We start from the raw sequence: 13,393 nt of genomic DNA, 5'->3' as shown, positions 1-13,393 counted from the left end.
TGGAACGGCCTACGGTCCGTTCCTGCTTGTTGGCGGAACTGTAGTTCCGCGACAGCCTCGCCGCAGAGCAAGACTCTGCGGTGTTTTCTTGTTTGCAATTAGCCGAGCTTCGGGAACAAATCCTGCTCAATAACAGCGTCGAGCGTCATGCCTGCGTAGGCAATCTGCGCCAGACCGTCGATGAAGCGGGAGACTGCCGCGATGAGCACGGAAATGTTGTCCGCCACAAACGGAATGATTTTCTCGAGCTCGAGAGAGCCGTCTACCAATGTGTTGTGCTTGAGGTAAATCTGACCGGCCTCCTCAAAGAAGCCGAACGAGCCGAGCGCACAGAAGTTGTTGCAGTAGTCGCACGCATGGCGGAGCTGCACCTTGTTGTTTTCCGGTGCACCCTGAAACAGAGTGACGAAGAACTGCAGCAGACCCATGTCCTCTGCGGGCAGCTGCATCGGGATGAAGCAGGCTTCGATCACAACGTCCTTGGCAACCTTGCCCTGACGCATCGCCTCGCAGCGCAGAATGGTCGGTGCGCCGTCCTTCTGCATGATCTCCGCACGGAAGCCGTTCTGGTTGAGAACATCGTTCATGCAGCCCAAAATCTGATTTTGCTGTTCGATTTTCATTCTTTTTTCCTTTCTTCCATTAACGCAGAATGTAGGGCGGGGTGACCCCGCACCGCCGTTTTCGTCAACTGCTGACGCGAACGACGGCGGGCTGGGGTCAGCCCGCCCTACAATAAACGTAAAATATTACTTTACGCCGATATCGGTGCGGTAATGCGCCTTATCGAAGTGAATTTTCTTCACATCGGCATAAGCCTTCTGGATGGCTTCGTCAAGGGTCGGTGCGGTAGCCGTTACGCCGAGCACGCGGCCGCCGTTCGTTACCAGCTTGCCGTCCTTGACGGCGGTGCCGGCGTGGAATACGAACGAGTCGGTCACATCGTCCAGACCGGTGATCTCCTTGCCCTTTTCGTAGGCCTTCGGATAGCCGCCGGACGCCATGCAGACGCAGCAGGCGGCATTGTCCGCCCACTTGATGTCGATATCCTCGAGCTTTTCGTCGATAACGGCATTGAAGATGTCGAACAGGTCGGTGTCCAGTCGGGACAGGACAGCCTGCGTCTCCGGGTCGCCGAAACGAGCGTTGTACTCGATAACGCGCGGGCCCTTCGGGGTCAGCATCAGGCCGAAATACAGCACGCCCTTGAACGGACGGCCTTCCTTCTCCATGGCCGCGACGGTCGGCTTGAAGATGGTCTCCATGCACTCGGCGGCAATGTCGTCGGTATAGAAGCGGGACGGCGAGAATGCGCCCATACCGCCGGTGTTCGGGCCTTCGTCATGGTCGTAGGCACGCTTGTGATCCTGTGCGGACGGCATGGTCTTGAGGTGCTTGCCGTCTACGAAGGCGAGCACGGAAACCTCCGGACCGGTCAGGAACTCCTCGATAACGACACGCGCACCGGCACCGCCGAATGCACCGCCGTCGATCGCGTCCTTGACTGCCTCGATGGCTTCTTCCTCGGTCATAGCAACGGTAACGCCCTTGCCGAGTGCAAGACCGTCCGCCTTGACAACAATCGGCGCACCGTTCTTCTTGATGTACTCGATCGCGTCTGCGGAGTTCTCAAAAACAGCGTAGCCCGCGGTCGGGATGTTGTATTTCTGCATTAAATCCTTCGCAAAGGACTTGCTGCCCTCGATGATGGCAGCGTTCTTGCGCGGACCGAAGGCACGGATGCCTGCGGTCTCGAGTGCGTCTACCATGCCGAGTGCAAGCGGGTCGTCCGGTGCTACCATAACGAGATCCGGCTTGTGCTCCTTGGCGAAAGCAACCATGCCGTCGATGTCGGTTGCCTTGATGGCAACGCACTCTGCCTCAGCGGCAATGCCGCCGTTGCCCGGCGCACACCAGATGTGGTCCACCTTGGGGCTCTTCTTCAATGTATGGACGATGGCGTGCTCACGGCCGCCGCCGCCGATAACCAAAACTTTCATTTATTGTTCCTCCGTTTGTAAATACACACGCTGTGCGCGGAACATTTCTACAATAAGTGCAACATAGCCGACCGGCAGGAGCGTGTTTGCCGCCTTTGCCGCCAGCGGCGCCAGATAGTCATTCAGCCAGCCGGGCGCGATGAGCAGTGTAAGGATGCAGCCTGTGCTCCAGACCACCAGCAAAACCCATTCGGGCAGGGTGCTGCGGTCGATCTTGTGCATCTGGTCTTTGACACCCATCAGCAGCATGCAGCCGGTGAGCAGCAGCGGCACGAGTGCCGCATACTGCAGCACAATCCGCAGCAGGCCGGGCGGGATGACTGCTGGACCGAGGATGAGCTTGAACGCCATCGTCACGTCCGCGGCAATGCTTGCGCGCATGTACCAGCGGGACACATTCTGCACGGACAGCGCACCGGCAGACACCAGCGCGAACGCCAGCATCTGCAGTGCCCAGTTGTTCTGCGCGGCCAGACCGAGCAGCAGTCCGCCGGATACGGCTAAGTAGGCATAATAGCCTTTCAGCAGTTTCATTAGTGATGGAACAGACGCATGCCGGTGAACGCCATCGTGATGCCGTACTTGTTCGCGGTCTCGATAACATTGTCATCGCGGATGGAGCCGCCCGGCTGTACGATGTACTCCACGCCGGACTTGCGTGCGCGTTCTACATTGTCGCCAAACGGGAAGAATGCGTCCGAACCAACGGTTACGCCGGTGTTCTTGGCGATCCACTCCTTCTTTTCCTCGGCGGTGAGCACCTCCGGCTTTACCTTGAAGGTCTTCTGCCATACGCCTTCAGCCAGTACGTCCTCATACTCGTCCGAGGTGTAAACGTCGATTGCGTTGTCGCGGTCCGGGCGGCGGATGCCGTCAACGAACTGCAGACCGAGAACCTTCGGATGCTGACGAACGAACCAGTTGTCGGCCTTGTTGCCAGCCAGACGGGTGCAGTGGATGCGGCTCTGCTGACCTGCGCCGACACCGATGGTCATGCCGTCCTTGACGTAGCAGACCGAGTTGGACTGCGTGTACTTGAGCGTGATGAGCGCAAGGATCATGTCGTGCTTTGCGCTCTCCGGCAGATTCTTGTTCTCGGTAACGATGTTGGTGAGCAGGCTCTCGTTGATTTCGTAGTTGTTGTAGCCCTGCTCAAAGCGGATGCCGAAAATATCGCGCTGCTCGATCGGCTTCGGCTCATAGTTCGGGTCGATCTTGACAACGTTGTAGCCGCCCTTGCGCTTGGTCTTGAGGATCTCGAGGGCCTCAGCGGTGAAGTCCGGCGCGATGATGCCGTCGGAAACCTCGTGTGCAAGGTAGGAAGCGGTGTCTGCGTCGCAAGTGTCGGACAGAGCCGCCCAGTCGCCGTAGGAGCACAGACGGTCAGCGCCGCGTGCGCGGATGTACGCACATGCGATGGGAGACAGCTCCTTGTCGGTGTCAACAAAGTACATCTGCTTCTCAATATCGGTCAGCGGCTTGCCGAGAGCGGCACCGGCCGGAGAAACGTGCTTGAAGGACGCAGCTGCGGGCAGGCCGGTCGCCTTTTTCAGCGCACGGACGAGCTGCCAAGAGTTGAATGCGTCACAGAAGTTGATATAACCCGGCTTGCCGTTGAGTACCTCGATCGGAAGCTCGCCCTCGGTCATAAAAATGCGGGCCGGCTTCTGGTTCGGATTGCAGCCGTACTTTAAGGCTAATTCTTTCATAAATAGTCCTTTCTGCTCATCAGGTCGCAGTTATTCTGCGTTCTTGTTGCGGATTTCCTGCTCAACTTCGCCGGTCTCCAGATCGACGTAGCGCACGAACAGCGAAACCTTGTTCTGCTCGTTCAGGCTGTTCCAGAGCAGGTTGGTGAACTCGCGGATGGGCAGCTCGATGCGGATGCACTTGGGCTCGCCGCGGAACGGCGGCAGCGGATCGCCGTCGCACTGATAGGTATGGATGAAGTGTCCCAGACCGGCAACCGGCTTATCGTACTCATAGAAGAAACGCTTGTTGGCGGTGCGGTCCGAGGTGAAGTTCTTGAGGATGGACAGGCTGTAGGAGCCGTCCGGATTGACAACGCCCGAAATGCGGGAGGTGTAGTTGGGCGCGTCCGGCTCAAACTCGCGGGTACGGAGCGCTTCGAAGTAGCTCTTGCCCTGCTTGAGATAGTCCACGATGGTATCAGTCTGGTCGCCGTTGGTAACGACCAGCGTGCCGTTGTACAGGCGCACCGGATGATAGATGATCAGCGAGGGATCGACCATCTTGGACGGGTCAAATGCCTCGGTGCGGATACCGTCCTCGGTTTCGGTGAACACGCGGTTGCGGCTGTTCTCCGAGCGGCCCATGATGAAGTAGGCGATAACATTCTTTTTATTATCCGGGGTGCGGCCGAGAATGATGCCGCGGCCGGGATATGCGTTGCTCATCAGCTCCTGGCTGATGTCAAAAACATTCTTGCTCATAATGCTGTTACTCCTGTTCAGTTTTTATGGACGATAGCACCGTCCACGCGCAGTCTGCCTGCGCAGAAGTCGGATACTGCCTGCGGCAGAAGAATCCACTCTGCGTTCTGCATGACGCGCTTCTGCAAGGTCTCCGGTGTGTCGCCATCCTCTACTTCAACGGCCTTCTGCGCGATGATTGCGCCGCCGTCTACCACTTCGGATACAAAATGTACGGTCGCACCGGTAACCTTTACCCCTTTTGCCAGCGCGGCTTCATGCACGCGCAGACCGTAGAAGCCCTCTCCACAGAAGGAGGGGATGAGCGAGGGATGTACGTTGATAATGCGGTTTTCAAAATGGCGGCAGAAGCTGTCCGGCAGGACGGTCATGAAGCCTGCGAGCACGATCAGACCGATGTCTGCGTTCTCCAGCAGAGCGGTAAGCGCCTTGCCGTACTCTTCCGCGTCGGAAAAGTCCTTGCGGCGCAGCACCTTGGAGGGAATAGCCGCTTTTGCGGCACGCTCGAGTGCATACGCCTTCGGGTTGGACGAAATAACGAGCGAAATCTGTCCGTTTTCGATCTTGCCCGCCTGCTGTGCGTCAATGAGCGCCTGCAGGTTCGTGCCGCCGCCCGAAACCAAAACTGCAATTTTTGTCATTTATTTTTCTCCGAAAATCGAAGTATGCTGAAAACAGCATCTTCTTCTCCGTAGGGCGGGGTGCCCTCACCCCGCCGTTATAAATTATCTGCTTATCGTTAGAAGCAGCGGGGTGAGGGCACCCCGCCCTACAAAACGGGATAGATTATACCAGCTCTACGCCCTTTTCAGCGCCGTTTACGCACTCGCCGATCACATAAGCCTGCTCGCCTGCAGCGGAAATTGCTGCAACCGCGCGGGAAGCGTCCTCAGCGGCAACGGCCAGAACCAGACCGGCGCCCATGTTGAAGGTGTTGTACATGTCGCGCTCCGGAATCTTGCCGGTCTTTGCGATCAGGTCGAATACCGGCGGAACCGGCATAGCAGCCTTCTCAATCTTGGCAACGATGCCTGCCGGCAGCATGCGCGGTACGTTTTCATAGAAGCCGCCGCCGGTGATGTGGCTGATGCCCTTGACCTCAACCTTGCCCATCAGGGACTGGATCGCCTTAACGTAGATCTTGGTCGGGGTCAGCAGCTCTTCGCCGAGGGTCTTGCCGAATTCGTCGATGTAGCGGCGGACAGACTTCTCGTTGATGCCGAGCGTCTTGCGAACCAGAGAATAGCCGTTGGAGTGTACGCCGGAGGAGGCAACACCGATCAGCGCGTCGCCGGCCTTGATGCCGGTGCCGTCGATCATCTTTTCCTTATCGACCATGCCGACAGAGAAGCCGGCCATATCGTACTCGTTTTCCGGATAGAAGCCCGGCATTTCAGCGGTCTCGCCGCCAATCAGCGCGCAGCCTGCCTGACGGCAGCCCTCTGCGATACCGGAAACCATCTGTGCGATCTTCTCCGGGTGGTTCTTGCCGACTGCAACATAGTCGAGGAAGAACAGCGGCTGTGCACCGCAGCAGGCGATATCGTTTACGCACATGGCAACGCAGTCGATGCCAACGGTGTCGTGCTTGTCCATCAGGAACGCCAGCTTGAGCTTGGTGCCGACGCCATCCGTACCGGAAACGAGGATCGGATCCTTCATGCCATTGAAATCCGGACGGAACAGGCCGCCGAAGCCGCCGAGCGTACCCATAACGCCCTTGGTAAAGGTGCTTTCTACCATCGGCTTCATCAGCTTGACCGCTTCATAGCCTGCGGTAACGTCAACGCCGGCAGCCTTGTAGCTTTCAGAACGGCTTACACTCATGTTTTACATCTCACTTTCATTTATCGTATGAACGAGAAAAATGGAAAATTGATAATGGAGAATTGAGAATTGTGGTTCGGCGCAGAGCGCCGGATTAAATTGACGCGCTATGCGCGTAACCGTCATTCTCCATTCTCCATTTTCCATTCTCAATTCAAAAGTTAGTCTTTGTTAGAGGGGAGCGGAATCTCGATCTCGAACATGTTCTTATCCACCTGCTCGGGTACCGGGATCGGGTACTCGCCGGAGAAGCATGCATCGCAGAAGCCCAGCTTGCAGCCGACTGCAATCTTGCGGCAGGCCTCGAGCGACAGGAAGCCGAGCGAATCCACGCCTATGATCTCGCGCATTTCCTCAACCGTGCGGTTGTGTGCGAGCAGCTGGTTGCGCTCCGGAATATCCGTGCCGAAGAAGCAGGGATGACGGAACGGAGGTGCCGAAATTCTCATGTGAACCTCAGCCGCGCCTGCGTCGCGCAGCAGCTTTACCAGACGGCCGCAGGTCGTACCGCGGACGATGGAGTCATCGACCATGATGACGCGCTTGCCCTCAATAGCGGTGCGCAGGGCATTCAGCTTGAGACGCACGGAGCGCTCGCGCTTGTCCTGACCCGGCTGGATAAAGGTGCGGGCGATATAGCGGTTCTTGATGAGACCGACGCCGTACGGAATGCCGGAGAACTTCGCGTAGCCGATGGCTGCCGGGATACCGGAATCCGGTACGCCGATAACCACGTCAGCGCCGACCGGATGCTCGATGGACAGATACTTGCCGGCCTCCTGACGGGCCAGCTCAACCGATGCACCGTCGATGATGGAGTCCGGACGGGCAAAGTAAATGTACTCGAATACGCACGCGGAGGACTTGCACTCGATACCGCAGTGCATGGAGCGCAGCTCACCGTTTTCGACAACGCAGACCTCACCGGGTTCTACATCGCGGATGAACTTTGCACCGAGCGCGTCCAGAGCACAGGTCTCGGAAGCGAAAATGTAGCAGTCGTTGTCCAGCAGGCCGATACACAGCGGACGGAAGCCGTGCGGGTCGCGTGCCGCAATCAGCTTGCGCGGGGACATGACGACCAGCGAGTAGGCACCCTCGATGCGGTGCATGGTGTTCATAACGGCTTCTTCAATAGAGCCGCACTTGAGGCGTTCCTTAACAATGGTGTAGACCAGCACCTCGGTGTCGTTCGAGGAACGGAAAATGCCGCCGTCCAGCTCAATCTCGCGGCGCAGCTCGCCTGCGTTTACGAGGTTACCGTTGTGCGCAACCGCGAGATTGCCCTTTACATGGGTGATGGAGATCGGCTGCGCATTCTCGCGACGGGTATCGCCGGTGGTGGAGTAGCGCACATGACCGATAGCCATCGAGCCGGGCATGTTGTCCAGAATCTCCTGATTGAACACGGCGCTGACCAGACCGGTGTCCTTATGGCAGTGGATCACGCCGTTTTTGTTCACGGCGATACCGGCAGCCTCCTGACCGCGGTGCTGGAGAGCAAACAGTGCAGTATACGCGTCGTGCGCGGCGGAAATCTCCTTGCCTTCCGGCGCTGCGATACCGAATACACCGCACTCCTCATGCACCTTGTCAAACGGAGTGCTGCTTTTTCTTAAAATACGATATTTCATTCTTCAGCCTTTTCTTGTCCGAATCTTGCCTTGCGGATGGGCTTACTTGCCCATAACGCGCTTCATGATCTCCTGATATGCCTCCTCGACACCGCCCATGTCACGACGGAAGCGGTCCTTGTCCAGCTTCTCCTTGGTGGTCTTGTCCCACAGGCGGCAGGTATCCGGAGAGATTTCGTCTGCGAGAACGATCTTGCCGTCCGCAGTCTTGCCGAACTCGAGCTTAAAGTCAACGAGGATGACGTTCAGGGTATCGAAGTACTGCTTCATAACTTCGTTTACCTTGAAGGCCATTGCCTTGATGGTCTCGATCTCCTCACGGGTAGCAGCCTTCAGTGCGATAGCGTGGTAAGCGTTCATGAGCGGGTCGCCAAGCTCATCGTTTTTGTAGGAGAACTCGATGGTCGGCTCGTCGAATACGATGCCCTCTTCCACGCCGAAACGCTTTGCAAAGGAACCGGCGGAAATGTTGCGGATGATGACCTCCAGCGGTACAATAGAGACCTTCTTTACCAGGGTTTCGCGCTCGGAGAGCTGCTCGACAAAGTGGGTCGGCACGCCCTGCTGCTCGAGCAGCTGGAACATGTGATTGCTCATTACGTTGTTGATCACGCCCTTGCCGGTGATGGTGCCCTTCTTCTCACCGTTGAATGCGGTTGCATCGTCCTTGTAGTCAACGATTACGAGATTTGCGTCGTCGGTAGCAAATACCTTCTTAGCCTTGCCTTCGTACAGCTGTTCTTTCTTTTCCATGTCCAATTCCTCCATTTGTATAAGTAGTGTTAATTTGAAACGACTTTTCGATTGAAAGCACGCTTTCAATCGAGGGGACATACCGAACAGTGTTCGGATATGCCCTAAGCTACCAAAAGTTCCGCCCGGTGGTTGAAACTTTTGCACGCACTTGTGTAAAAACCGTGATACATGCTCCCGGTTTTTACGAACCTGTGGTTGGATTTAATGCGCGCTGCGGCGCGGGAGTTTTAGTGCTGCTAAGTGTTTGCAGGTTGTACATTTTAGCTGCCAATGGGAGCGGCACCAATGCCTTTACCTTGCGGGGATGCGGTATCAGAGATACCTATATAGATTACGCGAACTGAGCGCGAACCTTTTCGTCCTTTGCGGTAACTTCCGCTGCCATATCGGCCTTGAACTGCGCGAGCTTCTGTGCCAGCGCGTCATCCGACAGGGCGATCATCTGTGCTGCGAGGATAGCGGCGTTGTCTGCGCCGTCAATCGCAACGGTTGCCACCGGAATGCCCTTGGGCATCTGCACGATGGAGAGCAGGCTGTCCATGCCGCCCATGACGCTGGTGGCCATCGGCACGCCGATTACCGGAAGCGTGGTGTAAGCCGCCAGTACACCGCCGAGATGTGCGGCCTTGCCTGCTGCCGCGATGATAACGCCGAAGCCTTCGGCTGCCGCGTTCTTCGCCAGCTGCTCGGCAGCGGCCGGGGTGCGGTGCGCGGAGCAGATGCGGACCTCAGTCGGAATATCGAACGATTTCAGACGGTCAACACACTTTTCCATTACCTTGAGATCACTGTCGGATCCCATGACAACGAGAACTTTTTTCATTTGTTATTCCTCCTACAAAAACAAATGAGGGCACGGGTATACCCGTGCCCTATAATCGCTCATTTATGTGCACCGATGCCCGAGAGAATGCACGAATGCCCGAGAACAAAAAACTGTTCAGCTGCAGTCTGGTTCAAAAATACGCTGCCGGTCATGAGTACACCTCTTTCTTAAAACCAACGGTGACGATACATATTTATTTTAGCCAATTTAACTTGTTAATGCAAGTATTTTACCCGCTTTTTTCGGGATTCGTGTAAATGCCCAAAGATAAATTTTACTCCTCTGCACTTTCGTGCAGAACGCCCTTTTTGTAAAGCACCTCTTCCATCTGGTGCACGCGCTCGGTCCACGAGCACTGCGCGCCGTAGGCAAGGCGTTTTTCCGTCCATGCCGGACGGTTTTCCTTGGCAGCGGCATCGCACAGCGGCAGAAACATCTCGGGATTGCGGGCAATGTAGACCACATCCTTGAAATCCTCGACCTGCAGCGGCTCGCGCGTGGAAACGATCGGCTTGCCGGTTGCCAGATATTCGTAGAACTTGAGCGGTGAAACGTCCTTGGAGAGCGCACCGGCACGGAATACGTTCAGGCAGACGTCCATCTGCGCCAGATATGCGGGCAGCTCGGGCTGCGGCACCAGACCGTGGAATACGATGTTCGGGTACTGCTTGAGATTTGTCAGGTCAACACCCGGCAGCGTGCGTCCGATCAGGAAAATCGTCGCGTTCGGACGGCTCTTCGCCAGCTTTTCGATCAGTGCATAGTCGATGCACTCCTGCAGCATGCCGACAAAGCCGTAGATCGGATGCGGCAGATCCTTCATGTCCTCCGGGCAGGGAAGGGTGTCCTTCTCGGTCTGTACGCGCGAGAAGATCTCGTAAGCCGCGCCGTTCGGGATCATTTGGGTGGTCGGGTTGATCTTTTCCAGTGTCTCTGCCAGACCGACCGCGGTTGCGAATACCTGATCGGCAGGCTTGGCCAGATCGTGCTCCATCTTGTCCACAACCTTGGGATTGATGTGACCCTTGTACGCGGAATGACGGTCTACACAGTCGTATACCAGCTTGGCGTGCGGCAGGTGCTCCACAATGTCGCACGAGGACGGCGAGTAGCACCACAGCACGGTCTCGTCGCCGAAGCCGTGCTCGCGCATCTTTTCGCGGATGAACGCCGCCTGCCGCTTCTGGTTAATTTTGTTGATCCAGCGGAATTTGTTGAAAAACGGCAGTACCGGCGGCAGTGCGTACACAGTGATGTTTTCGTGTCCCTCGACTTTTTCGCCGGGCTGCTTGTACTTTTCGATATATGCGGAGGCTTTTTTGTCCTTGAGCGGTGCGATCATGGACACCGGAGGATCAAAATACAGGATTTCGCTGTTGCGCAGACGGCTCATCACGTTCTGCTTGCGCGTCGGCAGAGGATGGTAGTTCGTTGTCGAAAGACAGACGATGTGGTTCTTCATATCTATATAACCCCTTTAGTGGATTGTTTTATCATATATCGTAGGGCGGGCTGAGGGCACCCCGCCCTACGGTTTAGTTTTCGGAAATGTTCAGCAGCTTCGCTGCACCCTTCACATTCTCGGATTCTCTTTCTCTCAGCATTTCCGCGGTGCGGTGCACCTCGTTATCGAGCGCACCGGAGACGCACTCGTCAATGAGGCGGCACAGCGGCTCCGCCTTGACGGACGAAAGCTGCAGGCAGGTGCGGCTGCCGATATATTTCAGGAAGCCGTCCACCTTGATATCGTAGCTCATGCCGACGACCGGAACGCCCTGACCGGCGGAGAACATCAGCGAATGCAGTCGGATGCCAACCACGGTTTTCATGCGGGAGAGGATGCCGATGGTGACTTCGATGGGCTGTCGGGTACGCACGGCGTGCCACGGACAGTGCAGCAGTGCGCCGACACGTTCTGCGGGCATGAGGTCGCTCGGGAACTCGATGGGTACGAAAACCGGCGTCAGGCCGTGCTTTTCGTAGGCGTAGTTGGCTGCAGCCGCGATTTCGGGCAGAGCCGTGTCCAGACCCTTCCAGTTGCGCAGACCGAAGCCGATATACTTTCCGTTCGGGTCAATGCCGCTCTGCTCGAGGGCGATATTGACGATTTCACGCGGCGCCGGCGTCAGAATGATGGTCGGGTCGGCGGAAACACGGATATCCGGCCGGGTAACGCCCATTTCGGCAAGCAGTGCGCGGGAATTGTCATCGCGCAGCGTGATGCGGTCAACCGATGTGTCAATGGTCCTGGCGGCCATCCGGCGGTTGCCCGGACGGTTGATCGGACCGATGCCGCAGCCGTACATCATTACCTTGCAGCCGCGCTTTTTGGCGGCGTACAGCGTGTAGCAGTAGTACCAGATCGAGCGGGTGGACGTGACATCCTGCATCAGCGAGCCGCCGCCGTTGATATAGAGCGCCGCGTGCCGGAATTTACGCAGCACGGAGAACACGTTGAACGTATAGATGGCGTTCGTGCGGTAAACGAGGCGCGTTTCCTTGGGACGGCGCGACATCACGCAGATGGTGCGTTCGGGATCGAGCTGGCGCATCTCCTGCACAATGGCCTCGAGGATGGCATCGTCACCGGCGTTGCCGCGTCCGTACGCGCCGCAGATGACAATGCTCTCACGCTCGTTTTTCGGACGATGGAACCGTGCCAGCAGATGACGGTAGTTTTCCATCTGGCGTTCGCACATCTTGTCGCGCGAGAAATCGCGGGAGGCTTTTTCGTACAGCGCATCCGCGAATTTCTGCCGCAGCGCGGCATCGTTGCCCAGACGGATCAGATATTCCGCCAGCCGCTTATCGTCCCCGACCGGGAAGATATAGCCGTTTTCACCGGTGTCGATGAGTTCGGGCATGCCGCCGACATCCGAGCAGATGGTCGCACAGCCGGCACAAACGCCCTCCAGAATGGAATACGGGAAGGTTTCGGACACCGAGGACAGCAGGTTGATATCCATCGCGCGGAAGAACGGCATGACCGGCGATACCCAGCCGCAGAATGTCACGCGCTCGTGCATGCCGAGCTGGTCGCACAGCTTTTTGAGCATGTCCTCGTCCTCGCCGTCGCCGGCGATGAACAGGCGCAGCTGCGGCGCGGATTTTAGCGCCTCGGCAAAGCCGCGGATGGTGGTCGCAATATCCTTGACGGCGGTCAGACGCGCGGCAATGCCGCACAGCACGTCGCCGTCCTCGATCTTAGCACCGTAGGTGTCCCGCAGATAGGCCACACGGTCAAATTCACCCTCCGGACGATCAAAATCCATACCGTTGTAGATTTTTACAATGCGCTCCGGGTCAAAGCCGCGCTCGATGAGCGTGCGCGCCATACGGTCTGCGACCGGCTGATAGAAGTCGAGAAAGCGCAGCGCGATGGCATTCGCCGTGCCGAGCGTGTACTGCTTGAGCGGACTGCCGAGGTAGTCCAGCCGGTAATCTGAGTGCACGGTCGTGACGATCGGCACCTGACGGCTGCGGCGCACCATGGCTCCCATCAGGTTGGCACGGCCGCCGTGGCAGTGAATAATGTCGGGCTTGAACGCATCTACCAGGTCGCGCATGGTCCGTGCCGCGCGGAACGGATTGTGCCGCTCGATCACGCGCACATCAATGCCGCGCTCGCGCGCTTCATCTGCAAACGGACCTGCGCGGAACGAGATGAGCATTACATCGTTATTGCGGTTGAGTCCGGTCACGGTATTCATAATCTGGGTCTTGGCGCCGCCTACATCGCCGCCGCCCATTACATGCATGATTCGCAAAGTCAAATACCTCCACTTGACAAGTATAATCAGTATACCATGAAAACAGGGGGATTGCAAAACCGTGAGACAGGAAAATGCGGCTTTTTCGGCGATTTTTCGGCAAACGAAGTTTGTGTTTCCACCGCTT

12 protein-coding genes are annotated in these 13,393 nt (G+C 57.1%); all 12 read right to left on the bottom strand.

The features are described 5' to 3' along the window. Nucleotides 1–98: 98 nt before the first annotated feature. The 12 genes from C7386_RS11745 to csaB all read right to left on the bottom strand — a co-directional run bounded on the left by C7386_RS11745 (nt 99) and on the right by csaB (nt 13,254). Nucleotides 99–623: a type III secretion system chaperone family protein gene (locus C7386_RS11745; protein ID WP_110435875.1), complete on the bottom strand. Its 525-nt coding sequence runs from the start codon at nt 621–623 to the stop codon at nt 99–101. Nucleotides 624–749: 126 nt separating this feature from the next. Continuing rightward, the gene (gene purD / locus C7386_RS11740) at nt 750–2,000 is read right to left on the bottom strand and encodes a phosphoribosylamine--glycine ligase (RefSeq protein ID WP_116705592.1); all 1,251 of its coding nucleotides are present in this window, start codon (nt 1,998–2,000) and stop codon (nt 750–752) included. Continuing rightward, on the bottom strand, nt 2,001–2,534 hold the full coding sequence (locus tag C7386_RS11735) for a hypothetical protein (protein ID WP_116705591.1): 534 nt from the start codon (nt 2,532–2,534) through the stop codon (nt 2,001–2,003). Then, complete coding sequence (locus C7386_RS11730) at nt 2,534–3,709, bottom strand: phosphoribosylaminoimidazolecarboxamide formyltransferase (protein WP_116705590.1); 1,176 nt, start codon at nt 3,707–3,709, stop codon at nt 2,534–2,536. Before C7386_RS11730 ends, C7386_RS11735 begins: the two co-directional genes overlap by 1 nt. A gap of 30 nt (nt 3,710–3,739) precedes the next feature. Continuing rightward, the gene (locus C7386_RS11725) at nt 3,740–4,453 is read right to left on the bottom strand and encodes an IMP cyclohydrolase (RefSeq protein ID WP_110435879.1); all 714 of its coding nucleotides are present in this window, start codon (nt 4,451–4,453) and stop codon (nt 3,740–3,742) included. A 17-nt stretch (nt 4,454–4,470) separates the two neighbouring features. After that, the gene (purN, locus tag C7386_RS11720; protein ID WP_116705589.1) at nt 4,471–5,094 is read right to left on the bottom strand and encodes a phosphoribosylglycinamide formyltransferase; all 624 of its coding nucleotides are present in this window, start codon (nt 5,092–5,094) and stop codon (nt 4,471–4,473) included. Nucleotides 5,095–5,239: 145 nt separating this feature from the next. After that, nucleotides 5,240–6,280: a phosphoribosylformylglycinamidine cyclo-ligase gene (gene purM / locus C7386_RS11715; RefSeq protein ID WP_110435881.1), complete on the bottom strand. Its 1,041-nt coding sequence runs from the start codon at nt 6,278–6,280 to the stop codon at nt 5,240–5,242. A gap of 161 nt (nt 6,281–6,441) precedes the next feature. Beyond that, on the bottom strand, nt 6,442–7,914 hold the full coding sequence (gene purF / locus C7386_RS11710; protein WP_110435882.1) for an amidophosphoribosyltransferase: 1,473 nt from the start codon (nt 7,912–7,914) through the stop codon (nt 6,442–6,444). Nucleotides 7,915–7,956: 42 nt separating this feature from the next. Beyond that, on the bottom strand, nt 7,957–8,667 hold the full coding sequence (gene purC / locus C7386_RS11705) for a phosphoribosylaminoimidazolesuccinocarboxamide synthase (protein ID WP_110435883.1): 711 nt from the start codon (nt 8,665–8,667) through the stop codon (nt 7,957–7,959). 334 nt (nt 8,668–9,001) lie between these two features. After that, entirely contained in the window at nt 9,002–9,493 is a 492-nt protein-coding gene (purE, locus tag C7386_RS11700; protein WP_110435884.1) for a 5-(carboxyamino)imidazole ribonucleotide mutase, read from the bottom strand. Between the two features lie 277 nt (nt 9,494–9,770). Then, nucleotides 9,771–10,958, bottom strand: coding sequence for a glycosyltransferase (locus C7386_RS11695; protein ID WP_110435885.1), 1,188 nt, complete (start codon nt 10,956–10,958; stop codon nt 9,771–9,773). A gap of 73 nt (nt 10,959–11,031) precedes the next feature. Then, nucleotides 11,032–13,254 (bottom strand): polysaccharide pyruvyl transferase CsaB, encoded by a 2,223-nt coding sequence (gene csaB / locus C7386_RS11690; RefSeq protein WP_252197192.1) that lies wholly within the window; start codon nt 13,252–13,254, stop codon nt 11,032–11,034. Nucleotides 13,255–13,393 lie beyond the last annotated feature (139 nt).

This window comes from Agathobaculum butyriciproducens, assembly GCA_003096535.1.
In the GTDB taxonomy this organism is placed as follows: Bacteria; Bacillota; Clostridia; order Oscillospirales; family Butyricicoccaceae; genus Agathobaculum; species Agathobaculum butyriciproducens.
This window is presented reverse-complemented; position numbering and strand designations above follow the sequence as displayed.